The organism is Paenibacillus sp. FSL P4-0081, assembly GCF_000758565.1.
Taxonomy (GTDB): domain Bacteria; phylum Bacillota; class Bacilli; order Paenibacillales; family Paenibacillaceae; genus Paenibacillus_AQ; species Paenibacillus_AQ phytohabitans.
In genome coordinates, this window is record NZ_CP009280.1 from 8206449 (window position 1) to 8230717 (window position 24269).

27 protein-coding genes and 1 pseudogene are annotated in these 24269 nt (G+C 51.8%); 8 read left to right on the plus strand and 20 right to left on the minus strand.

The genetic code is table 11. The features are described 5' to 3' along the window. Positions 1-244: 244 nt before the first annotated feature. The gene (locus P40081_RS39950; RefSeq protein WP_331281695.1) at positions 245-733 is read right to left on the minus strand and encodes a GyrI-like domain-containing protein; all 489 of its coding nucleotides are present in this window, start codon (positions 731-733) and stop codon (positions 245-247) included. Then, a complete protein-coding gene (locus P40081_RS39955; protein ID WP_331281696.1) occupies positions 723-1115 on the minus strand; it encodes a helix-turn-helix transcriptional regulator in 393 nt (130 codons plus the stop codon). Before P40081_RS39955 ends, P40081_RS39950 begins: the two co-directional genes overlap by 11 nt. A gap of 224 nt (positions 1116-1339) precedes the next feature. Here P40081_RS39955 and P40081_RS34960 point away from each other — a divergent pair, with 224 nt between their 5' ends. The 3 genes from P40081_RS34960 (at position 1340) to P40081_RS34970 (ending at position 3816) form a co-directional block, all read left to right on the plus strand. Then, on the plus strand, positions 1340-1942 hold the full coding sequence (locus tag P40081_RS34960) for an RNA polymerase sigma factor (protein WP_231575253.1): 603 nt from the start codon (positions 1340-1342) through the stop codon (positions 1940-1942). Beyond that, positions 1899-2837, plus strand: coding sequence for a hypothetical protein (locus tag P40081_RS34965; protein ID WP_042140438.1), 939 nt, complete (start codon positions 1899-1901; stop codon positions 2835-2837). Before P40081_RS34960 ends, P40081_RS34965 begins: the two co-directional genes overlap by 44 nt. Before the next feature lie 151 nt (positions 2838-2988). Beyond that, positions 2989-3816: a GNAT family N-acetyltransferase gene (locus P40081_RS34970; RefSeq protein WP_042140439.1), complete on the plus strand. Its 828-nt coding sequence runs from the start codon at positions 2989-2991 to the stop codon at positions 3814-3816. A gap of 17 nt (positions 3817-3833) precedes the next feature. On the opposite strand, the gene P40081_RS34975 is transcribed toward P40081_RS34970, so the two are convergent. The 3 genes from P40081_RS34975 to P40081_RS39650 all read right to left on the minus strand — a co-directional run bounded on the left by P40081_RS34975 (position 3834) and on the right by P40081_RS39650 (position 5913). Further along, the gene (locus P40081_RS34975) at positions 3834-5069 is read right to left on the minus strand and encodes an alpha/beta hydrolase (protein ID WP_052422157.1); all 1236 of its coding nucleotides are present in this window, start codon (positions 5067-5069) and stop codon (positions 3834-3836) included. A gap of 141 nt (positions 5070-5210) precedes the next feature. Further along, positions 5211-5645: a DUF3021 family protein gene (locus tag P40081_RS34980; RefSeq protein ID WP_042140441.1), complete on the minus strand. Its 435-nt coding sequence runs from the start codon at positions 5643-5645 to the stop codon at positions 5211-5213. A gap of 16 nt (positions 5646-5661) precedes the next feature. Further along, positions 5662-5913, minus strand: a complete 252-nt coding sequence (locus P40081_RS39650) for a LytTR family DNA-binding domain-containing protein (RefSeq protein ID WP_231575254.1) — start codon at positions 5911-5913, stop codon at positions 5662-5664. Here P40081_RS39650 and P40081_RS39655 point away from each other — a divergent pair. Next, entirely contained in the window at positions 5872-6237 is a 366-nt protein-coding gene (locus P40081_RS39655) for a hypothetical protein (protein ID WP_042140442.1), read from the plus strand. The two genes, P40081_RS39650 and P40081_RS39655, sit on opposite strands and share 42 nt — an antisense overlap. 38 nt (positions 6238-6275) lie before the next feature. Here the strand turns inward: P40081_RS39655 and P40081_RS34990 are convergent, their stop codons facing one another. From P40081_RS34990 to P40081_RS35015, 6 genes are all read right to left on the minus strand, one after another. Next, the gene (locus P40081_RS34990) at positions 6276-7094 is read right to left on the minus strand and encodes an ABC transporter ATP-binding protein (protein ID WP_042140443.1); all 819 of its coding nucleotides are present in this window, start codon (positions 7092-7094) and stop codon (positions 6276-6278) included. Beyond that, complete coding sequence (locus P40081_RS34995) at positions 7094-8125, minus strand: FecCD family ABC transporter permease (RefSeq protein WP_042140444.1); 1032 nt, start codon at positions 8123-8125, stop codon at positions 7094-7096. Before P40081_RS34995 ends, P40081_RS34990 begins: the two co-directional genes overlap by 1 nt. Further along, a complete protein-coding gene (locus P40081_RS35000; protein ID WP_042140445.1) occupies positions 8122-9162 on the minus strand; it encodes a FecCD family ABC transporter permease in 1041 nt (346 codons plus the stop codon). The genes P40081_RS34995 and P40081_RS35000 overlap by 4 nt, the downstream gene beginning before the upstream one ends. Then, the gene (locus P40081_RS35005; RefSeq protein WP_042140446.1) at positions 9155-10249 is read right to left on the minus strand and encodes an iron-siderophore ABC transporter substrate-binding protein; all 1095 of its coding nucleotides are present in this window, start codon (positions 10247-10249) and stop codon (positions 9155-9157) included. The genes P40081_RS35000 and P40081_RS35005 overlap by 8 nt, the downstream gene beginning before the upstream one ends. 259 nt (positions 10250-10508) lie before the next feature. Further along, positions 10509-12125, minus strand: coding sequence for a copper amine oxidase N-terminal domain-containing protein (locus P40081_RS35010; protein WP_042140447.1), 1617 nt, complete (start codon positions 12123-12125; stop codon positions 10509-10511). 154 nt (positions 12126-12279) lie between these two features. Further along, complete coding sequence (locus tag P40081_RS35015; protein WP_042140448.1) at positions 12280-13134, minus strand: SDR family oxidoreductase; 855 nt, start codon at positions 13132-13134, stop codon at positions 12280-12282. Positions 13135-13363: 229 nt separating this feature from the next. Between P40081_RS35015 and nudC the strand changes: the two genes are divergently transcribed. Beyond that, positions 13364-14266, plus strand: a complete 903-nt coding sequence (gene nudC / locus P40081_RS35020; protein WP_081970353.1) for an NAD(+) diphosphatase — start codon at positions 13364-13366, stop codon at positions 14264-14266. On the opposite strand, the gene P40081_RS35025 is transcribed toward nudC, so the two are convergent. Next, positions 14250-14834, minus strand: a complete 585-nt coding sequence (locus tag P40081_RS35025) for an NAD(P)H-dependent oxidoreductase (RefSeq protein ID WP_042140449.1) — start codon at positions 14832-14834, stop codon at positions 14250-14252. The two genes, nudC and P40081_RS35025, sit on opposite strands and share 17 nt — an antisense overlap. 119 nt (positions 14835-14953) lie before the next feature. Between P40081_RS35025 and P40081_RS35030 the strand changes: the two genes are divergently transcribed. Then, complete coding sequence (locus P40081_RS35030) at positions 14954-15382, plus strand: MarR family winged helix-turn-helix transcriptional regulator (RefSeq protein WP_042140450.1); 429 nt, start codon at positions 14954-14956, stop codon at positions 15380-15382. Positions 15383-15415: 33 nt separating this feature from the next. Here the strand turns inward: P40081_RS35030 and P40081_RS35035 are convergent, their stop codons facing one another. From P40081_RS35035 to P40081_RS36910, 4 genes are all read right to left on the minus strand, one after another. Beyond that, a complete protein-coding gene (locus P40081_RS35035) occupies positions 15416-16834 on the minus strand; it encodes a DHA2 family efflux MFS transporter permease subunit (RefSeq protein ID WP_042140451.1) in 1419 nt (472 codons plus the stop codon). A 53-nt stretch (positions 16835-16887) separates the two neighbouring features. Then, the gene (locus P40081_RS35040; RefSeq protein ID WP_052422158.1) at positions 16888-17637 is read right to left on the minus strand and encodes an ABC transporter permease; all 750 of its coding nucleotides are present in this window, start codon (positions 17635-17637) and stop codon (positions 16888-16890) included. Continuing rightward, entirely contained in the window at positions 17634-18560 is a 927-nt protein-coding gene (locus P40081_RS35045; RefSeq protein ID WP_042140452.1) for an ABC transporter ATP-binding protein, read from the minus strand. Before P40081_RS35045 ends, P40081_RS35040 begins: the two co-directional genes overlap by 4 nt. Positions 18561-18628: 68 nt before the next feature. Beyond that, positions 18629-19315, minus strand: coding sequence for a TetR/AcrR family transcriptional regulator (locus P40081_RS36910; RefSeq protein ID WP_052422159.1), 687 nt, complete (start codon positions 19313-19315; stop codon positions 18629-18631). A 175-nt stretch (positions 19316-19490) separates the two neighbouring features. Here P40081_RS36910 and P40081_RS35055 point away from each other — a divergent pair, with 175 nt between their 5' ends. Next, on the plus strand, positions 19491-20525 hold the full coding sequence (locus P40081_RS35055; RefSeq protein WP_042140453.1) for a C40 family peptidase: 1035 nt from the start codon (positions 19491-19493) through the stop codon (positions 20523-20525). 22 nt (positions 20526-20547) lie between these two features. Here the strand turns inward: P40081_RS35055 and P40081_RS35060 are convergent, their stop codons facing one another. The 3 genes and pseudogenes from P40081_RS35060 to P40081_RS35070 form a co-directional block, all read right to left on the minus strand. Beyond that, positions 20548-21546, minus strand: coding sequence for a sensor domain-containing diguanylate cyclase (locus P40081_RS35060; RefSeq protein ID WP_042140454.1), 999 nt, complete (start codon positions 21544-21546; stop codon positions 20548-20550). Positions 21547-21591: 45 nt separating this feature from the next. After that, positions 21592-21888: pseudogene (locus P40081_RS35065) on the minus strand (alpha/beta fold hydrolase); the annotation flags it as partial. 154 nt (positions 21889-22042) lie between these two features. Beyond that, positions 22043-22798, minus strand: coding sequence for a hypothetical protein (locus P40081_RS35070; protein WP_042140455.1), 756 nt, complete (start codon positions 22796-22798; stop codon positions 22043-22045). Positions 22799-22978: 180 nt separating this feature from the next. On the opposite strand from P40081_RS35070, the gene P40081_RS35075 reads away from it, so the two are divergent. Beyond that, the gene (locus tag P40081_RS35075) at positions 22979-23722 is read left to right on the plus strand and encodes a YdbT family protein (protein ID WP_042140456.1); all 744 of its coding nucleotides are present in this window, start codon (positions 22979-22981) and stop codon (positions 23720-23722) included. Positions 23723-23793: 71 nt separating this feature from the next. Here P40081_RS35075 and P40081_RS35080 read toward each other — a convergent pair whose 3' ends face one another. Continuing rightward, complete coding sequence (locus tag P40081_RS35080) at positions 23794-24135, minus strand: zinc ribbon domain-containing protein YjdM (RefSeq protein ID WP_042140457.1); 342 nt, start codon at positions 24133-24135, stop codon at positions 23794-23796. Positions 24136-24269 lie beyond the last annotated feature (134 nt).

Genomic DNA, 24269 nt, shown 5'->3' on the forward strand with positions numbered 1-24269 from the left:
ATTGTTTAAGAAATATGAGGGCTTGAGTAACCTTATTACGGTATATGCGGTAGGCTTAATTGCACTTTGTACAACTAAATCGGCTGATTTATAAGCGATTATCCGTTTAGTTGTATTTCGTACAATTAAACTGCCATTTTAACCTTGATTCTCCCCTTTAGGGCAGATTTAGTTGTACAGACTGCAGTTATATGAGGCAAGCAACCCTTTTCGCTGTTTATAATTGTACAAAATACAACTATCATTAAGCGGACTTTTTAACAACGGGAATCCAGACTTCCATTTCATACATGTTATTGCCCCGGTCATACGTCATTTCAAACTCAGGACCCTCTGTGGCTTCATAATTCGAGCCCGGGAACCATTCCCCCCAAATACGCTTCCATAAATCATGAATATCGCTTTCACCATCAGGATAAACGCCGGTCGTGAAAATTGCGTAGGTTTGCGGAGGGATATGCAGCTGTTCAAAGCCTTCCGGCAAGCCGCTTTCGGGTACAAAATATCCGATCATGTATGAAGATTTCTCACCCTGCTTGTTATACATTACCGCATGAATTTGGCCGTTCTCCCCCAGTCCTGCCGCAGCCCGAATCCGGCCCACATCTCCGCCAGCAATACACCGGGTCCAAAAGGCAGGGATTTCAATAAACGGATTCTCGCCATCGGCATTAATTACAGTAGATACGCCAAACATTTCAACAGCTTGTTTTTCTTCGATTTTATAGTTCACTTCTACATCTCCCCGAATTGAAAGTTGAAAGGATAACCGGGGGATAAGCCTTAAGTGAGACGCCCTTGTCGCGCGCTGACATTGGCATTACACCATGCATTTTTTTGAACGCTCTGGAGAAGGCTTCGGGCGATTCGTAACCATACTTCATAGCGATGTCGATAATCCGGGTTCCGCCTTGCTGCAGCTCAAAGGCTGCAAGGGTCATCCTTCTGCGCCTGATATACTCCGAGAGCGGCACATCAGTTATGAACGAGAACATCCGCTGAAAATGGTACGTTGAGCAGCAGGCAATCCTGGCCGCCTGATTGAAATCAATCACATCCGCCAGATGTTTTTCTACATATTCCATTGCGTTATTCATGCGGTCCAGCCAATCCATACCGGTCCCTCCTTTCAAGTCTGATTATAGGGGAGGATGAGACAGGAAACCTTGCAATCCATGCACCGAAATATCATGTTCGATATTGCTTCTATAGAATCCTCTAACCGGGACGTTTATTCCAGCCGCAAGGCTAGGGCGTTATTTTGTCGTATCTTTTTCAAAAATTTAGCCGGCAATGTCACAATATGAACAGATGGTTCGTTGTACAGAGCATAAAGGGGGTGAGAAGCTTGGAGAACGCCGATCTGCAGGAACGGATTGCAGCCGTGCTGGCAGGGGATATCCAGAAATTCGAGGCCATTATGAAGGCTTATCAGCGGCCGATTTTCTTCTATTGCTATCATATGCTGGGCCAATATAACGAGGCTGAGGACTGCGGACAGGAAGTATTCCTGAAGGCATACCGCTCTTTGGGACAATATGATCCTAATCTCCCCTTCGGCGCCTGGCTGTACACCATTGCCTATAACCAGTGTATTGATGTGATCCGCAAGCGCAAGCTGACGAAATACTTGAGTCTGTTCTACCGTGATGACCAGGAGAACCGGCCGGTCGATCAGTATATGGAGGCTAATTACCCGGACGCTGCGGTGCAGCAGGCGATGGCTATGTTAACGGCTGAGGAGCGTAACTTACTGCTGCTGCGCACCGTGGAGGAGCTGAGCTATCAGGAAATCAGCCGGATGCTTCACCAGAATACCGCGCGGCTGCGCAAACGGTATGAACGTTCCGCCAGGAAATTCAGGAAGTATTACGCTCAGGCGAAAGGAGTGAAGCATTATGGATACGGACAAGGATCAGGAGCTGAAGGAACTTCTTCATAATCCGCGCTTTTCCCATCCGGATATATCCGGGGAAGTGATGAAGAGGTTAGAGACAGGACATCAAGTGAAGGGGGTCTTCTGGATGAAACATAAAATTAGCTTATTGGTGGTTGCGGGCATGCTGCTCACAGCTTCCACCGGATTTGCAGCCGTTCAATATCAGTCGCTGAAGAACAAGCAGGGTGAGGTTGTATATCAGGTCAAGCCCGCGAAGGCGTTCCCTGCCTATGAGGAGGAGGAGCTGCAGCGCTTGAACCTCAGCCATGAATTAGGCGAAGCTATGCTTGAGAAGGGTACCGCTGCTATCTTCTACGTCTTGGACCATAATCCGGACGGGAAGCTGGATACGGAGTACAAACCGTTAGTCTATACCGACCTGTCTTCGCTCCGCAATAAGTTATCGGCTCAATCTTTGACCGTAGCCGACAAGCTTCCGGGAGGTTATGAATTCCAGACAGCCACCGCTTACTTCAAACCGGTCACCCTGCTCCACCCGCCTACCCCGGACGAAGAAAAGGCTATCGCTGATCAGCTGCGCAAGCAGGCCGAGGCAGCGGGCAGAAACTACGGGATAATGCCGGTAGAGCTGTCGGACCAAATCCTTAATTTAACTGCGGTCTATAGGCAGGGAGAACAGGAAATTACGGTGACAACAACAAGAAGCGAAGGCGAATTCACGGCTTATGTAGATGAACAAGTAGATTTCACCGCAGAAAAAGCCGTTGTCAACGGCACTGAAATGATCTACACCAAGTATAAAGGCGGCAATAGCCTAACGTGGTCAGCCGCGGTTCCGGGAAGTAGGGACACCTACCAGTACCAGATTGACGAGATGAGCGGACAATTCTTAAGCAAAGAAGCACTGATCGCCATCGCGAAGCCGCTTCTGCATTGAAAGAATACGAATTCTTTTCCCGGATGAACCTCCAGGTTTCCGCAAACTATTTAAGAAATACTCTACCTCCAGCCTCCGGCCGAATCATGTCATAATACGTATAGGGGCTGCCTCTTGGGGTAGCTCCACACGATATATAGGAGGGCGCTAGATGAATATTGAAATAATCAATCCGGAAGAAGACCAGTACGGCAACTGCAGAGAGAATATATTTATTGCATTCGGTGAACATGGGGACTACTTAGGGAGCGCCTTTACGTATCCGGCAATCAATCATCATCAGACACCCGATACCCCTTATCTGATTTATATAAGTGTGAATCCCGCTGATCATTTAGCCGAATCACAGAATAATGAGGTTAGCCAGCGGCTATTTGACGGAGTGCTTACAAGGGCTAAAGAGCTGCGGAGGCTGCGGCCGGATCTAACCGCCAGAATATACGCCGGATTTGAACCGGATCAGGAGAAACTGCGCTTCTATATGGGCAACGGGTTGGAGGCCAATTACAGCGTTGTTATGGAGGCTTCCATTCAAGATGGCTTCACCTATACCTTGCCGGAAGATATAGAGGTTACACCGGTGAACCTTAATTCTGACCAAGAGCTTACGGAGTATAAAGAGCGGTATGATGAGATCTTTGTTACGCCGCTGAATCTGGACGCACTTGCGGAACAAGGCAGCTCCCCCCATTTCCACAACCTCTCGTTTCTAAAAGAAGGCAAACTGCTGGGAGGCTGCACCTTTTTCGCGAAGGATGGCTGCGGTCATATTGAAACGGTATATGTGTCGCCCGACGTCCGCGGAACCGGGATCGCCAAAGTGATTTTGAATTACATATTCAGATATTTTTTAGCTTACGATTTGAACATAGCCCGGCTTGAGGTCTGGGAATTAAATACCCGCGCAGCCGGGCTATACAGATCCTTGGGATTCACCGAGGTGGAGCAACGGACAATGTTCCCGGGGTTCACCTTATAGCCGCCGCTGCATTACCATCAATACACCGCCTGCGGCTCAAAGCGGCCGGTATCTTTTAACGTATAATCAAAAAACTGCAGAATCAGCGCATTCATCGTCTCAATGCAGTAATACTTATCGATATCTGCTTGCCCGCGTTGCAGCTTATTCGCCAGGATCGGCGAGAACAGCGGAAGATCGGTCAGGCTTAAGTGCTTGGCGCCTTGAAAATGAACGGCATACGCATCCTTAAAGTTTGGATTATCGGTCTTGTTCGCCGCGTAAGCCGAGTTCTTCCCGAGCTGTCTCCATACATCGTCCGTGTAAATGTTCAGCAGCGGTACGTGATACGGTTCATTTTTTGCCGCCAGATCCTTAATCTCAGGGTCATACACAAGCTCGCTGAAGAATGGGGCATCGAGATTCACGACGGCATCCACATCGCTGCGCTCCCGGCCGAGCGCCACGCTTGCCGCACCACCCATGGAGTGGCCGAATACGCCAATGTGCTCAGTGTCGATCCGTTGGTACACAGGGTCCTGCTCACTTACTGCCTTCTCCAGGATCGTATCGATCACGAAATTCATATCCCCGGTCCGCAGTTTCATCCATTTTTGCGTAAAGCCGTACAGCTCTTCCATGGTGTAAATCCCGTCTTTGTTGGAGTCGTTAAACTCCCGCAGATAATCTGCATTAATCATAGTGATCTTCCCGTCCACGCTCTGTGTATAAAAGGAATGGTAAGGATGATCAATGGAAACCACTACATAGCCGTGACTGGCCAGCTCCGTAAAGGTTGAATTGTTGCTCTCCCTGATTCCGAAGGCCCCATGGGAAAAGACCACCAGCGGATAGGTTCCCCCGGCATTGCCCGGATACCAGAATTCCACATTCACAAACCGGTTGTCCCCGGTATCCGTGAATTCTTCAATCCGGTTAGGGTCCGTATATGTGTAAACAGCCGTTCTGACCTCATATTCCCCGGTCACTTCAGGTGCCCGGTACTGCGGGAATAGAATGGGCGGTATAAGTGCGATTAGCAGTGCCACAGCGGTTATAATGATTTTCAATACCCTGAATGAACGTTTGGGCGTACTTGGATTCGCCTTCCTTCGGATAAGATCAATTGAACCCTTCAGTGCAAAAATGAACAGCAGTGCCGCCAGCAGTACCCAGCTGAAGCTCCAATCGATAACGGGAGACAGTGTCAGTATAACGAATACGATAAAAAGGGTGATTCTAATCCAGCTTTTGAGCTTGCCAAGGCTGTGCATAGGGGGATTCTCCTCTTCCAGTTAAGTTATGAACTCATCATAAAAAACTGCGAAAAGGGTGTATATAGATTTACGGTAAGCTGTAGCTACAGGGCAATAAGATGCAGAATAACCCCACAAAGTGGGGCACTGGCTCCGGGATTATTCGTGAATTTCTTGCTTAACAGCCTTAAGTCTCTCGTTAATTTGCTCTGCTTCCTTCTTATCCTTCCCATAAGACAGCACGCGGACTACGGCATATACCACGGCAATTTGGAGTGCAAGAAGGAGTGCGCCGGGCACACCAGTCACAACTCCGATCAGGCTGGCAAGGGAGATCAACAGAATCTCCAGGGTGAGAAAATGAACAACGATTCTAACACGCATGGCCCGCTCGCTTATCTCATGTGGAGTGTACCAGATGATTCCCGTTAATGCCCCAAGCAGGGAAAAGCCCATAATCGTATAGATCGATATCAGGTCAAATGCGAGCTCCGGGATATACATCTGCCGCAGCACTGTAATGATAATCATGATGGATGCGAAGGTGATCAGAAAATCGCGGATGATGTCTTTGACAAATTCAGATAACTTCATGCTGTGATCCCTCCCCCTATAATCCAAGTCTTTGTTTGAGTGCCGGCACATACTGTCTTGATATCACTACACGTTCCCCGTTATCAAGCAAAGCTGTGAACCGGCCGCTGAGGGACGGACGCACACTGGCAATCTTGGCGATGTTTAGAATCGTAGATTTGGAGGCGCGGAAGCAGTTCTTGTCTCTGCATAGCTCCTCCAGTTCATACAGCTTCTGCTTCACTTCATGGACCTGGTTCTCGCTGTAGACAAATACTTTGCCGTCCACGGCTTCAAAATAATAGATATCACTGAGCTTGATACGGCTGAGCCGGTCCTCCCGATATCCCAGGATGATCAGGGTTTCTGTCTTCAGCTTATTTACGATTTCAGAAATCTCTTCATCGACTTCATGGCACCGGATGCGGATCTCCTCTTCTTGCTCCCTGCTGATTTGCTCGATGGAAATTTTGATAGGATCACCTACAATAGTTCAGATTCAATTCCCGTTGCCTGTTTCATTCTCATGATAAGGGAACGGTCTTACGGCTACAAGGGGAAGGATACACAAAAAGCTGTCCTCCGGTTTGACCGGTCGGACAGCTTGGTATGAAACGGGGACCTGCCAGGGATGTGAGGCCTGCCAGTCCCTTACTTTAGAGCATTCGCCTGCTTATCATGATACCGTCCTCTGGGTACGACCAGCGGAGAGCCCGAGACAGGGTCTGCGATTACCGTGCAATCCAGCCCGAAGATCTCTTTGACCCGCGTGCTTGTAATCACCTCTGCAGGCGTACCGGCAGCGACAAGCTTACCCGTGTGAAGCGCAAAAATATGGTCGGCATACCGCGCGGACAGGTTGATATCATGCAGCACCATTACAATTGTCGTTCCGTGCTTGCGGTTCAGGTCGGTGAGCAGATCGAGAATCTCAACCTGATAGGTAATATCCAGGAAGGTCGTCGGTTCATCGAGAAACAGGATGTCTGTCTGCTGGGCCAGCGCCATGGCGATCCAGACGCGCTGCTGCTGTCCGCCGGAGAGCTCATCAATATTATGATTGGCGAACTCGGTGATATTCATAATCTCCATCGCTTCGGCAACGGCCTCATAATCCTTCCTGGACCATCCGCCAAGCAGGGACTGATGCGGAAATCTGCCCCGTCCCACCAAGTCGGCGACAGAGATTCCTTCCGGAACAATCGGAGACTGCGGCAGGAGCCCAATTACGCGGGCCAATGGTTTGGCGGGCATTTTGGAGATCGGCTTGCCGTCGAGGGTAACCTTACCCGAGGCAGGCTTGATAAGTCTGGCCATTGTTTTGAGCAGCGTGGACTTGCCGCAGCCGTTCGAGCCGATAATCACACTTATTTTATGATCAGGAATCACCAGGTCTATACCGTGGATAACCGTCTTATTCTCATAGCCCGCTACGAGCTGCTCGGCCCCGAAATGATGTGCCTTGTTCATTATAACTCTCCCTTTCGATTCATCCGGATTAACAGGAAGATCAGATATGGCGCTCCGAGTAATCCGGTAATGATGCCTACAGGGAATCTGTACTCAAAAGCAAATTGTCCGATGAGATCGGACGCCAGCACCAAATTAACTCCGACAAGACCCGCCGGAAGGATATTCGAGGAGCCTGTTCCAACCAGTCTTTTGGCAATCGGCCCCGACAGGAAGGAGACAAAGGCAATCGGTCCTGTAGTAGCCGTAGCAATCGCAACCATACAGACAGAACTGACAATCAGCGCAATTCTTGTCTTATCTGTGCTTACGCCGAGCGAGGTGGCCGATTGTTCTCCAAGCTCCAATATACTCAGATGCTTACCCAGCAGGATGATGATTGGCGTACAGATGATTACGATGATCACCAGCGGCGGAAGCTCGCGCATTTGCGAGCCGTTGAGACTGCCGGTCAGCCATCTGATGGCTGAGGGAACGTCTTTCTCGGAGCTGATCAGCAGCAGATAGGAGATTACAGCATCCAGCATAGCCTGCAAGCCGATCCCGATCAGGATCAGCCGCCCGATGGAGAAGGTCTTCCCTCTGGATAGTACATAAATCAGCAGCACCGTGGCCAGACCGGCAATTACCGAAGCAAGGGATATCACTGCTCCGCTTGCGTGAAGTATGACGATGCAGTACACCGCAGCTGCGCTTGAGCCGGACGTAATGCCAATCACATTCGGGTTCGCAAGCGGGTTACGCAGCATGGTCTGGAAGGTGTACCCGGCAATGCCAAAGGCAAATCCGGCGAACAGTCCCGCCAGCATCCGCGGCAGCCGGATAATATTCACCGCGAAAGAGACTCCCTTGAGCTCCTCTCCGGAGAGCGCCCGGATGACATCTGTCACCGGATAGATCGTGTTCCCGAGCAGAAGCATCGCGCAGCACAGAATAAGTGCAAGTACTGCGAGGAGGCTGGTCACCAGTATGCCCCGGCGGTGTCTGCGGCGTCTGCCTGCAATAATATATTCAATCGCCTGATTTGTCATAATGACCGCACTTTCGATTTCATCGCTAATAGAATTAGGATCGGTGCCCCTACAAACGCTGTAACTACACCGACTTCAAGCTCCCCGGGGCTTCCAATAAGCCTGCCGCCTACATCCGATATCGTCAGAATAATGGCTCCGGTAACCGCTGACATAGGGATAACGAAACGCAGGTCTGATCCAAGGATAAGACGTATGACGTGAGTTGATAACAAGCCGATGAAGCCGATCGGCCCGGCCAGGGCCGTAACGGCACCGCATAACAGAACACCTGCAAGCGCCGCAATGAGCCGCAGTGTGCCTGTCCGCACACCCAGACCCGTCGCCACATCATCGCCCAGTGCCAGCGCATTCAGGGCCGGGGCCGTAATGAACGCGATCAGCATACCTGCGAGCAGGAACGGGATAAATGTCGTAATGCTGCTCCAGGTTCCCGAGCCGACGCTCCCCACCTGCCAGAACCGGAACTGGTCCATAACATAAGAACGCGGAATCATGATGGCTGTGACCAGAGAAGATAAGGCAGCGCTTATGGCAGCACCCGCCAGAACGAGCTTAATGGGCGTGGCTCCGCCACGTCCCATTGAGCCGATTCCGAATACGAATACAGCAGTAATCGCAGCTCCGGCCAGAGCTAACCATATATATTGGTTCGCGGAGCTTATGTTCAAGAATGCAATTCCGCAAACCACAAACAAGGATGCCCCCGTGTTCACTCCCAGTATGCTCGGGTCGGCAATCGGATTGCGGGTAACCGCCTGCATCAGCGCTCCCGATACTCCGAGTGCCCCGCCGCACATTAAACTGAATACCGTCCGGGAAATCCGCTTGCGGACTACGTTTGCCCCATAGCTGTCCACCTCCGGATGAAATAAACCATCGATCAGTTCATTCCACCCCACGTGACGCGCTCCCAGTACAAGGGAGGCTATCACGCACAAGACAAGCAATACCAGGCAACTCATCAGGACCGGGGTAAAGTTCTTCGGGATATGCAATTTTAGCTGTTTATCGTCCGAAAGCGGTGAACTATTCATTTATTTTATCAATAGCTCCTCCAATTAAGGCAAGGTATTCATCAATCGTGTATGCAATAGACAGCGGGTTAGGCGTTCCGGCAGCTACCAGCGGTGTATCACTGTCGATGAAGGCAACCGAACCTCTTTCAATGGCAGGGATTTTGCCCAGCAGCGAATCTGCCTGAAGTGTCTTGAGCAATTCGTCATTCCCATATCCGACGATAAGATCAGCATCGTACAGGGCTTCCACATTCTCTGCGCTTAAGCTCAAAGAGTAGCTGGTAGGGTCCGTAATCTGGGAGGTAATGCTTTCCGGATAAACCATTCCCAGCTCATACAGGAACGAGACACGGGAATCCACAGGCGTATAAATATGCAGTTTGGACAGGTCCTCAGCGGAGAAGTTAACCCAAACCACTTTTTTACCGTTAATCTGCGGATATTTGCCCGCCTTTTCGTTAACCAGGGCTTCGGTGTCCTTGATCAGCTGCTCCCCTTCTGCCTTCATGCCCATCCCTTCTGCATTTAACAGGACCTGCTCGCGCCAGGTGGTTGCCCAAGGAGCCGTCGGATAAGCGACTACCGGAGCGATCTGGCTAAGCGTATCATAGTCTTCCTGTGTAATTCCGGAGTATGCGGCCAGAATGACATCCGGGTCTGCATCCGAGATGGCCTCGAAATCAAGACCGTCGGTATCCTGGAACACATTCGGATCGGTTACATTAAGCTCCTTCAGCTTATCTGCTGTCCAGGGCAACAGTCCGCTGTCATCCTGAACGCCGAAGTTCGCTGCCGAGAAGCCTACAGGTACAACGCCAAGCGCGAGAGCCACGTCATGGTTCGCCCATTGAATGGTCACTACGCGTTCAGGCTTGCTCTCAAGTACAGCTTCACCAAGCGCATGCTTGATGGTAATCGGATACTGCGTAGCATCCTGGGAGGCTGGTGCTTCTGTAGCAGCCGCTTCAGCAGATGCCGCAGCAGTTGCAGCCGGAGATGGTGAAGCGGCTGAATTAGACTCCTGATTCGAGCATCCAACCAGCGCTATAGTAAGTGCAAATGGAATTAATAATGTTTTCAAAGAGAACCTTCTTGTTGTGTTCATGCGTGTGGACCCTTCCTTATCTTATAATGTATTTTTGTTGTTCTGCTGCTGACTAAACGGCGGAGTGACCCCTCATCCCAAATAACATTGTGCAACTTTATACGATAATGAGAATCATTATCGATAAATATATAGTTGCCTGGACAGGTTGTCAATGTAAAAAATGGATTTCGCACGAAAAAAAACCGCAAGCGGGCACTGTTCAAGTGCTCCGTTTGCGGGGATTCTACGGTTAGGCTGAAGGGTTTATGGCCTCACCCTACATGCTTTTAGTTAGCGTGATGGATTTATCTCCACCCCATTGTACATCCCAGCCAAGCAGCTCCGTAATAAAGCGGAGAGGTACGACTGTTCTGTTGTCGTCGTTCACAAATACTTTGGCGCCAACAGATTGTCTCATCCCGTTGACCTCCATGAAGTCCTTGTTCATCCAGAATACCAGTGTGTCGCTGCCTGCCTTAATCGTGACCTGCTGCGCCCCTTTATCCCATTTCACTTCAGCCCCGATGCCTTCGCTCAGGTAACGAAGCGGAATGTAGGTCATGCCGCTCCAGATGAAGGGCTCTGTATCCATTTGCGTTACGGTGCCATTAATGTTCAGGACGCTGCTGCCTACCTGCATCCAGACCTGCATCATCGCTGTAGGATCAGCTGGTGCTGCGGGCACTGCTGCTTCCTGGAACTTGCCGTTATACTGCGTTACAATCGCATTGCCCAGCGCTTGTCCGACACTGAACATGGTCTTGTAGCCCTCGCGGCTCGTCTGGTAAGAAGCGGTGTAATCGCCCGCTGCATACTGCGTAAGCACCTGCTGTACCTGATTCTCGTGGGTTGTCAGTGCGGCTTGGCCTGCTGCCTTAGGCAGGTTGCCTGCGGTTGCCGAATCAAGGAACGCGGCGAATTCAGCAGTGAATCCGGCGATACGTGCCTCTACTGCGGCTTTGGCTGCTGCATCTTTAATTTTGACTGCCGATACAAAATCAGCTTGCGCGTTGACATGGTTCGTTACCCAGATTTGCTCGAATGCCGCTGCACCCTCTGCCCCATAGATGGAGGCAATGGCTGCTTTGAAGTCAGCCGTGTTCATGGCTTCCGCGCGGATCAGCGCATCTGAAGCGGCTCTTCCCTCATACTGCTCCTGCATTTGCAGAACCGACAGGGCGAAATGCTCGCCGGCCAATTGATTGAGTGCGGATCTCAGATCAGCTGCTTTGGTATCGGCCTTGGTGCTTTCAAATTTGGCAGGCATCTGGACAACGATTGCGCTCGACAATGCCTTACTGATGCCGAACATTTCAGCGTAGCCTTTACGGTAAGCCTCATAGGCGCCCTGGTAATCACCCGCTGCATAATCCTCGAATACCTCCTGGACATGATCCTCGTGACTGCGGATGACCTGCTTCGCTGCGGCTGCCGGAAGCTTGCCCTCTGTCGCCGCGCCGAGGAAATTGCCGAATTCGTCTACAAAGCCGCTTACTTTATCTTCTGCCATTTGAATTGCGGCTGCATCCTTGTTCTTCGTTGCCTTCACAAGCTCATCTGTGTACTGATTATGGGCGCGGAAGATTCTTTCGAATTCAGCTGCGCCTGCATCGCCATACAGCGAAGCAATAGCCGGCTGCATATCGAGTGCGTTCTGATCAAGCGCCTTGTAGGCGGCCGCCGCATCCGGTGTTCCGTCATAGGCTTTGGTCATGGCCGTTACCGCCAGGGTGAAATGCTCGGAGAGCAAATAATCCAGTCCGGCTCTCAGTTCAGCTGCCGGTGTGTTGACCGATGCCTTCACTGCTGTAGCAGCCGGCGACGCTGCACCCGCCATTGTCGGCATCAGCAAGGTCATGCTTAACATGGGAACGATCCATTTCTTCATTGTCATCTCGCTTCACTCCTTAGGTTAGTGTTATGAGTGTTACGCGGACAGTTCAGGTATGGATCACCCATAGATCAAAAAAAATCCCCACACGCTAAATTTAGCAAGTGGGGAATTTTTTGAAAATAGGCATCATAGGCTGCTATGCCGGGATAGGAGATTAGGCCAAAAGCTGGCGTACACCTTCACTAAGCGGTGTAAGCGGACGGTTCAGCAGCTTCTCCAGGTCACCGCTCTCGATATTCAGTGCACCGTCGCGGATCGCGCCTTGGATGGCAACTACAATCGGCAGCGCAGCTTCCGGTACGCCTGCACCGGCCATGATCTTCGCATAAGTAGCGTCATCTACTTGCTGTACGTTAACCTCTTGCCCGAGCACCTCACCAATCACGGCTGCCAGTTCAGCCTGGGTGAGCGGCTTGCCGGACAATTCGTAAATGACATTCTCACGGCCTTCACCGGCCAGAACCGCAGCAGCCGCCTGGGCATAATCGCTGCGTGTGGCCCAGCCCACCTTGCCGTCTTCCGCGGAGGTCAACCAAGGTGCGCCGGCTTTCACGGCCTGAATGGAGCTGGCTTCATTCTCCAGATACCAGTTATTGCGCAGGAAGGCATAAGGAATGCCGGATTCACGGATGAACTCTTCGGTAGCACGGTGTACCGGTGCCAGGAACAGGGAGCTGTTATCGGCATCGCCTACGCTGGTATAGACGATGAAGCCTACACCCGCACGGACAGCGGCATCCACAGCGGCCTTATGCTGGCGGATACGTGTATCATTGTCACCGTCTGCCGAGACAATCAGCAGACGCTCTACTCCGGCAAAGGCTGCATCCAGCGTCTCCGGCTGATCAAAATCGCCATGACGGACATCGACTCCGCGTGCTTGCAGCTCAGCTGCCTTCTCCGGGTTTCTGACACTGGCTACAATATTCTCAGCCGGTACGGTCTTGAGTAAGGTCTCTGCTGCGATGGAACCAAATTGACCCGTTGCTCCTGTTAATGCGATTTTCATTTCAATTCCTCCATTATGAGTATCTTTTATTTGAATAGCAGTTGTTATTTCCCGTAAACATAGGTGATTCGCTCTCCTGTAACCATTGTAGTTACATGTTGACGGAATGTCAAATGGATTGTTTCATCAGCTGATGACAGGTATGGGATGCGCATAACGCTGAATGGTTAGCATTCCCTTATCATGCTATTCTTAATAGACAAATTCCCTTTCAGAAAGGTTCTGCATAATGGAGAAACAGAGAGAAAGCATCTATACACGCTATGTTCCGGGATTGACTCCGGAATCTGAATTCACCGGCGAGGCCTGCCAGTTCATCTTCCAATCCGGCAAGCTGCTTGTTACGGAGCCTTCCTCCCCTCCCGGCATCCCTATGGCCCGCTCCCTTGAACAGCTGGCGGTTACGCCGCTGCGCATACTCTACCTTGGCACCTTCGCGGGTCTCCCCTGCTACGCCTCAGAGGTAAGCGCGGAAGCTCCCGAGCCGCCGGGCCTCGCTTTCCGTCCGCTGCGCTCCTTATATGAGGTGCTGGAGGAAGACCTGTTCCATCTTGCCGGGAAAGCGCTCCAGCTGCTGGTCTGGGACGGCAATCACCGGTTCTGCGGCCGTTGCGGAACCGAGACCGCCCACTCTCTGACGGAACGGTCCCGGATCTGCCCGCAGTGCGGGCTGGTTAGTTACCCGCAGCTTGCGCCTGCCGTCATTACAGCAATTCTGAAAGATAATCAGCTTCTGCTCGCCCATGCTCCGCATTTCCAGAACGGGATGTACGGGCTGATTGCCGGCTTTGTCGAGCCGGGTGAGACTCTGGAGGATTGTGTGCGGCGTGAGACTATGGAAGAGGTCGGCCTGAAGGTCAAGAATATAACCTATTTCGGCAGCCAGCAGTGGCCTTTTCCCAATTCCCTGATGGTCGGCTTCCTTGCAGAGTATGAGAGCGGGGAAATAACGGTCGACGGCGAAGAGCTTGATCATGCCGCATGGTTCCCTACAGATCAATTACCCGTTATTCCGCCGCCGGTCAGCATCGCCCGCAAAATCATCGACTGGGTCGTAGAGCAGCAATCTGAGTCAGGTGCAGCTGCGGACAAGGAAATTATAGACGGGACCCCATTCAGCCTACCGTCTTGAAATAGCGGTAAATCTGCTCCAGCTTACGGCTCTGCTTGCCCTTCGGACTCTCCATGCTGCCGAACTCGAAGAACTTCACCTTGCGGATGCCCACAAAATTAAATAGGGCTTTGCGCATCAGCGCCTTGTGGGAGTTATTCAGCCACAGCAGCGGATAGTGGGCCGGCCCCTTCATGCTGGAGATGCAGATAACGCTCTTCCCCTTGAGCAGCCCTTCCGGCAATAGTCCTCCCTTATCGCGGTACGCGAAGCCTGAAGCGAACATGCGGTCAATGTACCCCATCAGCATCGCCGGCGGTCTTCCCCACCAGATCGGATAGACCAGCACAATCTGATCGGCCCACAGCAGCTGTTCCCTGTATTCCTCAAGCTCCGGATCACGGTACATATCGCGTCTGCGCTTATTCTCATTAAACACCAGCACCGGATCAAATCCGGCCTCATACAAATCAAGCACTTTGACTTCGTTAATCTTCGTATTCTCCTTGCTGCCGCGCAGCACTTCCTGCAGAAAGGCATAGCTGAGACTGCGGTGGTTCGGATGTGTATAAATAACGAGTGTGTTCATCAGTGTATCCCCTTTAGTTATCATTTGATAACAAAAACATAGCATAGTTTTAATTTAGTTGTCAAATGATAATTGTTTTTTGATAATTAATTTGGTATGTTTTCCTCTGAGGTGATCTTATGGACAACAACCAGCTGTTCCAGAAATTCGTAGCCTTCAGTGCTGCCGTCCATCAAATAACAAACGATATTACCAAAGATGTGAAATCAGAGGCCTTAACGCCGCTGCAATATAAAATTCTCGAATACATCGCCGTCAGCCAGCCGGTAACACTCAGCGAGGTCAGTGACTGTATGCAGATGTCGATGCCCAATACGAGCCGTGAAGTGAAAAAGCTCAGCCAAAAGGGCGTCTGTACCCGGATCACCGACCCGGATGACCGGCGCAAGCAGGGTATTATGCTCTCTGCCGCAGGCGAAGCGCTGATGAACGAAGCCTTTCAGCAGATCGCCGTCCGGTTCGAGCAGCGTATTGCGGGTATAACGGCTGCAGAACGCAAAGAGATCGAGCAGGCGCTCGATCTCTTGCAGCAGAAAGTATTTTATTAAGCCTAGACTATCCTATCCCTATTACACCATTGGTTATTTCACAGCAACGCCCTTCGCCGGAATCTCGGCAGGGGCTTCCTTGCGTTTGATGAAGAAGGCCAGGATCAGCGCAGCTACTGCGGCTCCTGTCGTTACCATAGAAGCCACATTCATCCCGTGAATTAAGCTGTGGACATCTCCCGTTTGTTTCTGGCCGCCACCGCTATGGGTCATTATGGTGACAAGCAGCGCTGTTCCGATGGAACCGGCGACGGTCCGCAGCGTGGTATTCACGGGAATCCCATGCCGGATCAGGGCAGGCGGGAGGGAATTCATCCCGCTGGTGATGACCGGCAGCAAGGTCAGGCTGACGCCGACCATCCGCAGAGAGTAGCCGACCATCAGGAACGTATAGGTCGTATGCTCTGTCAGATTCGAGAACAGCAAGGCAGAGAGGACCGTCAAGCCGAGTCCGGTGATAACCATCGTCCGGGCACCAATTTTATCGAATAGCCTGCCCGCTATGGGCGACATAATACAGATGAGAATCGCACCGGGAAGCAGCATGAGACCTGACTTGAGCGCGGTATAACCAAGCATGGTCTGCATGTAAATAGGCAGCAGCAGCTGGGCACTCAGCATGATAATCATCAGAATCATACTGATCACTGTAGCCATAGTAAAAGCAGGACTGGTGAATACCCGCAGCTCCAGCAGAGGATTCTCCATGGTCAATTGCCGCCAGACGAACAGGCCCAGCGCAATGAACCCGGCCGCCAGGGAGATCAGCACCTCCGTGCTTCCCCAACCTCTGCTGCCGGAGACGCTGAATCCGTATAATACGCCGCCGAAGCCAAGCGAGGATAACGTCATGGATAACGCATCCACCTTGCTTTTCACCTGCGGGGTAACATTCTTAACGAGAAAGACTCCAATGACGGTGATTAGCAGCGAGTATGGAGCCAGAATATAGAACAGCAAACGCCAGGAATGATCCTCTACCAGCCACCCGTTCAATACAGGTCCGATGGCCGGGGCGAAATTAACTGCAAGCCCGATCATCCCCATCGTGAACCCCCGCTTGGCAACCGGGATCAGGATGAACGTTAACGTCTGCACCAGGGGAAGCATGATGCCCACTCCGACGGCCTGCACGATTCTTCCGGTGAGCAGCAGTCCGAAATTCGGCGAGACCGCACACAGGAGCGTTCCCGCAGTCAGCATACCCATGGCAAAGACGAAGACCTGCTTGGTTGTAAACCTCTGAATCAGAAAAGCCGTAATTGGAACCACAATGCCTGTAACCAGTGCAAAAGCCGTTGTCAGCCATTGGGCAGTACTCGTGGACACCTGGAAATCGCCCATAATGTTCGGCAGTGCTGTATTCAGTGAAGATTGATTCAGCAGCCCGAGCATAGTCCCGATAATTAGAATAGCCATGATTAGTACGGTTCCCTTTGGTATTTTCTCCATATTAATTCCCCTCCATTGATACGTATTGATAACCTTCTAAAAGTCCGCCTGATCTATGTCTGGTCGGCATAACGCCACCAGGCAAGAGTACCTATTACGCCAATGCCGCCGGTGAGATACGGAAGTATACGGCTAATCGCCTCCAGATGGGAGCTCTCCTCCCCCGAAGCGCCGCTGAACAATCCGGGAATGGCCCATGGAATATATTCCACAATGCCGAGCGCCCCGCCGAACTGGGCAACTACAATGGTCAGCAGAACCACACCTAGCGGAGTCATATAACCACGGCCGATACAAGCCATCCACGCCACAGGTATGCTCAGGCAGATCACCATGAGACTGACCTCCGCGTAACGTCCGAAGCCATGAAGAATGACCTCCAGGCTCCATCCATCCAAGCCGACAATCCTTGCTGTTAGGCAGCCGACGATGAACACCATTAGCGCCAGCCCCATGCTGAGGACAGCGGCAACAAGCAGCTTGGCGGCGGCCACCCCGTATCTGGACAGCGGCAGGGCCAGCAGATCCTTGAGCGTGCGGTCGGAATATTCCCGGCCGAAGATCCAGCTGAACACAAATCCGAATCCGATGAGGCCCCCCATAGAGATCACAATACCCAGCTCCTTCAGGAGTCCCGCCATATTGATCTCACCCTCGAAGCTGCTCTGGGAGCCAATCGTTCCCGAGAAGACCAGCCCGATCATGACCGGCACCATCATACTGGCGGCAAGCGAGATCCAGAACAGCCTGGAACGGCGAAGCTTCAGCACCTCTACCCCCAAGGCTGATATCCATTGATTCATCCTTTCTTTCCTCCTTCAGCCTCAATCATTCTTAGAAAATAAGCCTCCAAATCCTCTTCCTCCACCTGAATCAGCGTGGGCGGCATATCCGCATACACAAGCAGCTTGGAGATATGGTCCGGGTTCGCGATAGCACGTTCATCGGCAAGCAGCAGCGTTCCCTCTCCGGCTTCCTGCACAGCATATCCGGCCTGAATCAGCCTCTTCCGGGCACTGGCCGTGTCCCGGGTCTGCACAAGCAGGCGCTTGCGGAGCAGATGCTGCAGCTCCTTCACATCCGCCTCCTGCAGCAGCCGGCCCTGATGCACGATGCCAATCCGCGTCGTCAGCCTGGAGACCTCACCGAGAATATGGCTGGAGATAAAAATCGTTACACCGTGCTGAAGTGCAAGCTCCCGGAGCAGCTCCCGCACCTCTACAATCCCGGCCGGATCAAGCCCGTTCGTCGGCTCATCCAGTATCAGCACCTGCGGATGATGCAGCATGGCCTTGGCGAGACCCAGCCGCTGCCCGTTGCCGAGGGAGAGCGTCCCTGCCTTGCGGTCCCGGTAAGCGGTAAGCTGAAGCTTATCGATGATGCTGTCAATGGCCTTGCGGTCAGGAATACTCCGCAGCCTGCGGATAATCTCCAGATTCTCGCGGACGGTCAGCTCAGGGTAGGAGTAGGGCGTCTCGACCATGTACCCTACATTCGCCCACAGCTTATGGCTGCCCGCATCCACCCGCTGTCCGAATACATAGGAGGACCCCGAATCAGGGCGGATCATGCCCAGCAGCATGCGGATGGTTGTTGTTTTGCCGGCACCGTTCAGTCCCAGGAAGCCGTAGATTTCGCCCTGGTTCACCTCCAGCGACAGTCCATTCACAGCATGATTGCTGCCAAAATGCTTCGTTAACCGTTCCGTCTGAATCATTGCGGTCATAACATCACTCCTGCCTTTCTTTAAAACTAACTAGTTGTTTATATTTTGTCCAAAAGAACAGCCGCCTCTTACAGCAAAGACGGCTCCATAACGCCATGGATAATAAATTGCACGATCTGCCGGGTGGTCTCTTCTCTCATCTTTGGGGAATCGAGTGTCCCTAGCAAATGTTCAAACCGTGAAGACGACTGCAGGGTAGCTGTAGTCACATTCATAATCATAATCGGAAACAATGCCGGGTCCAGATCCTGGCGGAGGATTCCGTTCTTCTGTGCAGCTAAGGCCAATTCATGCATTTGTGTAGCATCGTCCGGACGATAGGTGATCTGATTCCAGGTCTTCCAGTCTTCAGCGGCCTCCCAGAATAGAATTCTCAGGTAACTCCGGTGCTCCAGGAGGAAGGACACCGTCTCCCGGGTCATAGATTCCAGGAAGCTCCTGAACGCCTCAGGGTCCGATGCAAGCTTCTCATTCTTCAATAATCCGCTAACGAACGTGCCTGTAATCTGTTCGCCAATCTGGTCCGCGCGTTTGACCACTTCTGTATATAGACCCAGTTTGTCGCCAAAATACTGATAAATCAGACTTTTATTGTACCCGGACGCCTTCGCAATGACATCAATCCTTGCCGCTGAATAGCCAAGTTCGGCAAAGATATTCTCGGCAGCATCAAGAATAATCCCTCTGGTTCGGGCAGCATCGTAAATTTTGGGGCTTCGTTTACTTTCTGCTGATGCTATACTTGCCACCTCCATTTATAACTAACTGGTTAGATTTTATGATGAATTCCTGCAGAAGTCAAGTGCAGCTCAATTAGGCCTGGCCCATTCCTCTTGGGTCGGCCTCCCCTTCCAACAATTGGCACAGAACCATTTCTTCCCCGCAACGTCCAATGTATAGAGTTAAATCTATCCATAAGGTGATGAATCCATGACAACAAGAAGAACTGCGCTGCTCTCCCTGCTCGGGCTGACCCTGTTAGCTCCAGCCTCTGTCCATGCAGAAGCAGCCACTACGATTAAGCCTATCTCCATCTATCTGGACGGGCAGCAGCTTCAGCCCGAAGCCCGGCCGCTGAATATCAGCGGTACTGTGCTCGTACCCATGCGTAACCTGTTTGAAGCCCAGGGCGCCGGGCTCTCCTGGAATAATACCAGCAAGACCGTGACGGCCACCAAAGGCGGCACTACCCTGACCTACACCCTTGGTTCAGCCACTGCCCGGCTGAACGGGCAACCGTTCACCCTGAGCGTACCGGGGCAGCTGTCGCAGGGCTACAGCATGATTCCTCTGCGCTTCGTCAGTGAGGCCCTGGGCAGCACCGTCACCTGGGAAGCATCCACAGGTTCCGTTTCCATCTCTTCGGCTGCTAACTATCATACCTCGGTCACTTGGGGCGTGAATCTGCGCAGCTCCCCGGACTCGGACAGTGAAGCCAACACGCTTGCCCTGCTACCCGCAGGCAGCAAAATCAAGGTCATCCGCGAAGTGAATGCCCTTTGGCTGGAGGTGCAGACGGAAGATCATGTGACCGGATATCTGTCCTCCAAGCCGAAATATACAGATTACAGAAGTACCTCTCTGCTGCAGAAGCAAGGGGACGCACTGATTGCCTACGGGAAGAAATATTTGAATGCGCCTTATGTATTCGGGGCTTCGCCCGATCAGACCGATACGTTCGACTGCTCGTCTTTTGTGAAACGGGTATTTGCGGACACGCTGTCGGTCGAGCTTCCCCGTGTGTCTTATGATCAGGCGCTGGAAGGCACTGAGGTTGGAGTGGACGAGCTGCGCACGGGAGATCTGCTGTTCTTCAGCGCCCGCGGGCTTGATATTGGACATGTGGCTATCTATGCCGGAAATAATCAGATGCTGCATACCTATTCCAAAGACCTCGGTGTACATATCGAGGCGTTCGGCAGCCAGTGGAAGAAACGTTTCGTTACCGCACGCAGAATTTTATAACATCAAGTACATTCTTACTCCTCTACCAAGGCAGGGCGCTGGAATCCATGCAATGCGTGACACGGTTCCGGCCCTGCTCTTTGGAGGTGTAGAGCGCCTGATCCGCTTGCCGCAGCAGGGTTGTCTCATTACCCGTGCCTGCGAATGTAGCAATACCCACGCTCGCTGTAATGCCGCCTGGGATATTTGATCCCCATGCCGCCCGGGCAATTTCATGACGCAGGTTATCGGCAATTAGTATCGACTCCTGGGCATTGATGTCCGGAAGAATAAGCACGAACTCTTCGCCGCCATATCTGGCAGCCATATCCTGCTCCCGGCAATGATAGCGGAGGATGCTCCCCACCTGCTTCAGCACATAGTCACCTGCCTGATGCCCCAGCGTATCATTTACTTGTTTGAAGTGGTCTATATCAAGGATCAGCAGCGAGAATAAACGTCCCTGCTCCCTATACCGTGCGATATGCTCCTCCAGTGCTTCCTGAAAATACCGTCTATTCTTCAGTCCTGTAAGCTTGTCCGTAGTGGAGCGTTCCACCAGAATGGCATTCAGCTCCAGCAGCTCCGCCTGCTTCTGCTCAATCTCGGCATGGAGCTGCTTCAGCTCGGCGAGCGTCTGCTCCTTCTCCCAGTAAGCTTCCTCTATCTGCTTCTTGGCAGACCGCAGCTCCCGCTCATAATCCATGCGCTTGCTCATCTGAACCAAGGCACAATCAATAACCTCTACGCCCTCATGCTCATACCGCCTGCCGTTCAGGATGTACGGAATGGACTGGCCGCCGCTGTGCTTCAAGCTGATGAACAGCTCATCCACCTGCCCGTGCAAATTGATATTAGGATAAAAGTACGAATGGAAAACAAGCCGGTTCGCTTTTGACATAATCGATTCCAAATGCTTGTGCTCCAGCCCTTCCCGCTTATAGCCCGTCATATCGAGGAAGGTCTGGTTCATCTCCGTGATTATACCCTCGTGTGTAATGGAAATATACCCGCAAGGGGCATATTCCAGCCGTTTATCCATGTTCCTATACCCTCTCCATACCTCTTAATGGCTTCAATCGCATTGCAGATATTCCCCGGCCTCTATCGGCACAATACTGTCATCAGAGCACTGCAGAATCAGTGCGGGAACGGTTGACTTGGCCAGCTCCGCCCGGTGATCAGACAGGAAGGTAACCTCGGCGAATTCTCTGGCAATGACCGGGTCCCCGGAAATGAAGGTCCGCTCCAGCTCCCTCGTGAGCTCAGGCAGCTCGGGATTCTTCATCGCCAGCGGCGCCATAAATCCGGCCCAGCCGGAGAAATTCATCTCCATCATTTCCAGCAGCTCGGCGATATCACTCCGCTCAAACCCGCCGATATAGTCTGCTCCCCTTCTCCAATAACCCTTACCTTGTTGCGTGCCATAACACTACTCATGCTCACTTGCTCCCTTTATTCATCACATTCCCTCCATTCTGGGGCGCACCTATGCAAAGTTCAAGCAATCATTATGTGTCTGCATGTATCTGCGCGTCTCATGGTGTCCATTGATCGTGAATAATACCAACCAGCGCATGATCATCACCGTTTGTCTCAAAAACAAGATAGAGGCTGCGCCAGTCCATCCCTTCCTCAGCCAAATCCAGCCCGCCGATGTAATATTCGACGAAATCATGGTTCGCTTCCGGATAGACTTCATTGAGATTTCCGGAGGTCTGCTCCTTACGCAGTTCCTTATTCACTGCAATCCCGGCATCCTGCTCAAAGTCAGCATCATAGATATACCACTTATAATAATCCGCAAAATTCAGCTCAATTACCTCACCCGTACCTTCGAACAACCGCCACACGCGTTTTGCAGGATCCTCCAACAAGGTGTCCACCTCATCTTTGGTGAATACAAGATCATTAGCTGTATCGACATAGGCGAAGGGTGAAAAACGGATTCCCCGCTCAGGATGTACCCAGTCGGCAAGCTGATCCATATCCTTCTCTTTAAGTGCGGTGATCACGGTTGCTGCTGCCTCCAGAATATCGGGCGGCTGTCCTTCTTCGGTTGATGGGGCTGATGGGGTTGATGATGCTGGCGATTGGACCGTTGTTGGATTGGGTGTCTGTAGCGGTGTCTGCTGCGGTGGGTCTACGGGGGCTGTCCCGGGAGTTGACTGCGGTGCTTCCTGTGTGTGCTGCGGCTCCTGCGAAGGCGCTGGTGCTCCCTCCGGTGTCCCGCTGCAGGCGGTAAGCCATAACATAGCTGCCATAAAGGCAGCGCATCCGATGTACCTTTTCATTGGGCAAGTTCCCTCCTACAAAGTTTGTGCGCATCAGCTTTTGGACAATGGGGGCCCGCCTGCTCCGGACGTCTGTACTACATCCTTCCCCTTTCAATAGAGGAATGAATCCCGAACTGCTGGTTATATGCTGAACGTGGGTAAATAACCATTATTATTAATAATTCGGGAGGGATTAGGATGCCAAGTTATGCAAAAAAGCCTGTGATTGTTCCCGTTGACCTGGACCAGCAGCCGTACCCGCTCATGTTCCGGCTGCCCGGATGGCATTATGTACTGGCAGGTGCCGGGGCAGTTATATCCAGCCTGTTTATTGCTGCCGGTTTTTATTTCACTTGGGAGGCCCGGGCTGCCGTGTGGATCTTTGCAGGCTTCGGCCTTTTGATGCTGGCAGGCAGTCTATGGTACTTATTCACAATCAAAGGCACCTTTATTGAACTGACCAAGGACCATATGCGCTACCGGGATTACCGCAAGGTGAAGGAAATCGACCTTAGCCGGATTTATGTGGAAATTATGAATAACACCTTTGTGCTCTATACCCCTGAACAGTCCCAGAAGGTTATCCCTTCAATCTATGATAATAACTCGCTGCTGCATTCCCTTCTCTTCAAACACAGTGAAAAAAATACCGCCCGCTCCGACTGGGAGAGGACCGGGGAAGACGGCGAATACCGCTCCTTTACCGATAAGATCTCCCGGCGCAACAGCAAGAGCTACAAGCTTAATACTGTATTTCTTATCCTCTGCTTCATCGCCGCCAATGTGCTGAATTATATCGGTAAGCCGGAGAAAAGCCTGAATTATCACCTGCTGTTCTTCCTGCTCATGACTGTTTTATTCGGATATGCCCTCTATTCCAGCCGCCGCAGGGCTGCCCGGAGCGGAAACAGCAATGGAAACGGAAGAAATACGGGGCGATGATTCTTTAGCAGCAGGAAATAGAAGGACCGGAATCTGCTGTCCGCTGGGGTTCAGATACCGGTCCTTCTGTTTTATGCTTTGCGGACAAACTCCGACTTCAGCTTCATCGCACCAAATCCGTCGATTTTGCAGTCGATATCATGGTCGCCTTCCACCAGCCGGATGTTCTTCACCTTAGTGCCTATCTTCAGAACGGATGAGCTGCCTTTTACCTTGAGGTCCTTAATCACCGTTACGGTGTCCCCGTCAGCCAGAACATTGCCGTTCGAATCCTTAACCACCTTCTGGTCCACGTTGCTTGCATTCTCTGTGTTCAAAGACCACTCATGTCCGCATTCCGGGCATACCAGAAGCGCTCCGTCCTCATAGGTGTACACGGAACTGCACTGCGGGCAGTTTGGTAATTCATTCATTATTTCTTTTCTCCATTTCTGCTTAAGCACTTTTTTTGGGATAATCCTGCTTAATTTTAGCATATAGCTTGCTAGCCAGCGACAATTATATTATCATCTAATTAGATATTCATCTAATAGAAAGCTGGTGGTTA

Coding starts and splice junctions, on each gene's coding strand:
- P40081_RS39955 (WP_331281696.1), bottom strand. CDS start 1,115: ATGGATTGGCTGGACCGCATGAATAACGCAATGGAATATGTAGAAAAA.
- P40081_RS34965 (WP_042140438.1), top strand. CDS start 1,899: ATGGATACGGACAAGGATCAGGAGCTGAAGGAACTTCTTCATAATCCG.
- P40081_RS34970 (WP_042140439.1), top strand. CDS start 2,989: ATGAATATTGAAATAATCAATCCGGAAGAAGACCAGTACGGCAACTGC.
- P40081_RS34975 (WP_052422157.1), bottom strand. CDS start 5,069: ATGCACAGCCTTGGCAAGCTCAAAAGCTGGATTAGAATCACCCTTTTT.
- P40081_RS34980 (WP_042140441.1), bottom strand. CDS start 5,645: ATGAAGTTATCTGAATTTGTCAAAGACATCATCCGCGATTTTCTGATC.
- P40081_RS39655 (WP_042140442.1), top strand. CDS start 5,872: ATGGACCTGGTTCTCGCTGTAGACAAATACTTTGCCGTCCACGGCTTC.
- P40081_RS34990 (WP_042140443.1), bottom strand. CDS start 7,094: ATGAACAAGGCACATCATTTCGGGGCCGAGCAGCTCGTAGCGGGCTAT.
- P40081_RS34995 (WP_042140444.1), bottom strand. CDS start 8,125: ATGACAAATCAGGCGATTGAATATATTATTGCAGGCAGACGCCGCAGA.
- P40081_RS35000 (WP_042140445.1), bottom strand. CDS start 9,162: ATGAATAGTTCACCGCTTTCGGACGATAAACAGCTAAAATTGCATATC.
- P40081_RS35005 (WP_042140446.1), bottom strand. CDS start 10,249: ATGAACACAACAAGAAGGTTCTCTTTGAAAACATTATTAATTCCATTT.
- P40081_RS35010 (WP_042140447.1), bottom strand. CDS start 12,125: ATGACAATGAAGAAATGGATCGTTCCCATGTTAAGCATGACCTTGCTG.
- P40081_RS35015 (WP_042140448.1), bottom strand. CDS start 13,134: ATGAAAATCGCATTAACAGGAGCAACGGGTCAATTTGGTTCCATCGCA.
- nudC (WP_081970353.1), top strand. CDS start 13,364: ATGGAGAAACAGAGAGAAAGCATCTATACACGCTATGTTCCGGGATTG.
- P40081_RS35025 (WP_042140449.1), bottom strand. CDS start 14,834: ATGAACACACTCGTTATTTATACACATCCGAACCACCGCAGTCTCAGC.
- P40081_RS35030 (WP_042140450.1), top strand. CDS start 14,954: ATGGACAACAACCAGCTGTTCCAGAAATTCGTAGCCTTCAGTGCTGCC.
- P40081_RS35035 (WP_042140451.1), bottom strand. CDS start 16,834: ATGGAGAAAATACCAAAGGGAACCGTACTAATCATGGCTATTCTAATT.
- P40081_RS35040 (WP_052422158.1), bottom strand. CDS start 17,637: ATGAATCAATGGATATCAGCCTTGGGGGTAGAGGTGCTGAAGCTTCGC.
- P40081_RS35045 (WP_042140452.1), bottom strand. CDS start 18,560: ATGACCGCAATGATTCAGACGGAACGGTTAACGAAGCATTTTGGCAGC.
- P40081_RS36910 (WP_052422159.1), bottom strand. CDS start 19,315: ATGGAGGTGGCAAGTATAGCATCAGCAGAAAGTAAACGAAGCCCCAAA.
- P40081_RS35055 (WP_042140453.1), top strand. CDS start 19,491: ATGACAACAAGAAGAACTGCGCTGCTCTCCCTGCTCGGGCTGACCCTG.
- P40081_RS35060 (WP_042140454.1), bottom strand. CDS start 21,546: ATGGATAAACGGCTGGAATATGCCCCTTGCGGGTATATTTCCATTACA.
- P40081_RS35070 (WP_042140455.1), bottom strand. CDS start 22,798: ATGAAAAGGTACATCGGATGCGCTGCCTTTATGGCAGCTATGTTATGG.
- P40081_RS35075 (WP_042140456.1), top strand. CDS start 22,979: ATGCCAAGTTATGCAAAAAAGCCTGTGATTGTTCCCGTTGACCTGGAC.
- P40081_RS35080 (WP_042140457.1), bottom strand. CDS start 24,135: ATGAATGAATTACCAAACTGCCCGCAGTGCAGTTCCGTGTACACCTAT.